Origin of the sequence: Streptomyces sp., assembly GCF_031178505.1 — a bacterium.
Taxonomy (GTDB): Bacteria; Actinomycetota; Actinomycetes; order Streptomycetales; family Streptomycetaceae; genus Streptomyces; species Streptomyces gulbargensis.
Genome location: NZ_JAPSIW010001016.1, coordinates 1 through 1,806 on the forward strand (window position 1 = coordinate 1; position 1,806 = coordinate 1,806).

Sequence of the window (1,806 nt, forward strand, 5' to 3'; positions counted from 1 at the left end):
AGCGCTCGTCCAGGCCGTGGCCCATGGCCACCTCGATGATCGTACGGAGCAGGGCGAGCTGCCCCGTCGTGGTGATCGACGGGTCGAGCGGGTTCAGGCGGATCCCGGCGTCGTTGGCGACCATCGGATCCAGGCGGATGGGAGTTATCCCCAGCTCCTGGGCGATGAGGTTCCACTCGCCGACGCCGTCCTCGCCCTGGGCGTCGAGCACGACGACCTGCCGGTCGCGGAAGCGGAGCTGGCGGAGCACGTACGTCTTCTCGAGGGCCGACTTGCCGTTGCCGGACTCGCCGAGGACCAGCCAGTGCGGGGCGGGGAGCTGCTGGCCGTACAGCTGGAAGGGGTCGTAGATGTACCCCTTGCCGCTGTAGACCTCGCGGCCGATGATCACGCCGGAGTCACCGAGGCCGGGCGCGGCGGTCGGCAGGTAGACGGCCTGGGCCTGCCCGGTGGAGGTGCGGACGGGCAGGCGGGTCGTCTCCACCTTCCCGAAGAGGAAGGAGGTGAAGGCTTCGGTGAGGACGGACAGCGGATCTCGCATCGGTCTGTGCCCCTTCGGCCCTAGCGGCGGATGCCGGTCGCGAACGGCAGAGTGTTCACAAAGGCCCGGTGGTGCTCGCGGTCGCACCACTCCAGTTTCAGGTACGACTTGCCGGCGGAGGCCCTGATCGTGCGCTTGTCCCGGGCGAGGGCCTCGGGCGAACGCGACGACACGGTGATGTACCCGACGAGGTTCACCCCGGCCGCGCCGCTTGCGAGGTCTTCACCCCGCTGGTCGAGCCGGCCGTGGGCGGCGATGTCGCGCGGGTCGACGGTGCGGTTCATCTTCGCGGCGCGGCTGGCGTCGGCCTCGTCGTTGGTCTTCTCGGTGAGCATGCGCTCGATGGCGACCTCCGTGGGCTCCAGGTCCATGGTGACGGCGACCGTGCGGATGACGTCGGGGGTGTGGACGAGGAGCGGGGCGAGGAAGTTGACGCCGACCGGGGTCATCGGCCACTCCTTGATCCAGGCGGTGGCGTGGCACCAGGGGGCGCGGGTGGAGGACTCGCGGGTCTTCGCCTGGAGGTACGTCGGTTCCATCGCGTCCAGTTCGGCGGGCCACGCGTTGCGCTTGGTCATGGCCTGGATGTGGTCGATGGGGTGGTCCGGGTCGTACATGGAGTGGACGAGGGAGGCCAGGCGGGACTGGCCGAGGGGCTGGCGGACGCGGATGTCGGCCTCGGCGAGGCGGGCGCAGATGTCGGTGAGTTCGCGCGCCATGACGACGGCGAGGCCCGCGTCGCGGTCGAGGCGGCGGGCGCCGGAGGCGTGGCGGGCGGCGCGGGCCATGGCGTTGGCCTCGGCGGCGAGTTCGCGCGTGTAGTGCATGCAGGCCACGAGGTAGGCGCGGTGCTGCTCGCTGGAGGTGGAGACCATCGACTGGAGCTGGTCGTAGGACTCGCGGAGCCAGGCGGGCGCGTGCGGGTCGCCGCGCTGGCCGACGTCCTTGGCGTGGGCGTCGGGGTCGGCGGGGAGGGTGCGGGCCAGCATCTGGAGGCGGGTGACGAAGCCGTCGCCGTTGGCCACGTGCTTGAGGAGGGTGCCGAACCGGTCGACCAGGGCCTCCTGGTCCTCGCTGTCGCGCAGGCCGACGCCGGGGCCCTCGATCTCGATGGCGGCGGTGACGGTGCGTCGGTCGGCGTGCAGGAGGACGGCGATCTCGTCGGGGCCGAAGGGGGCGGAGAGCCAGCCGACGCGGCCGATGCCGGGCGGCGGGCCGACCTCGACCTCGCGGCCGTCGAGGCGGGTGCCGGCCTCGGCGGCGCC

Annotated in this window: 2 protein-coding genes; both read right to left on the reverse strand. The window is 72.0% G+C overall.

What is annotated here, in order from left to right; genetic code table 11:
• Positions 1-541: ATP-binding protein (locus RIF68_RS35725; protein ID WP_309055782.1), on the reverse strand; the 541-nt coding region annotated here is incomplete at its 3' end.
• A 20-nt stretch (positions 542-561) separates the two neighbouring features.
• Positions 562-1,806 (reverse strand): SCO6880 family protein (locus RIF68_RS35730; protein WP_309055784.1); only part of this gene is annotated, 1,245 nt, incomplete at its 5' end.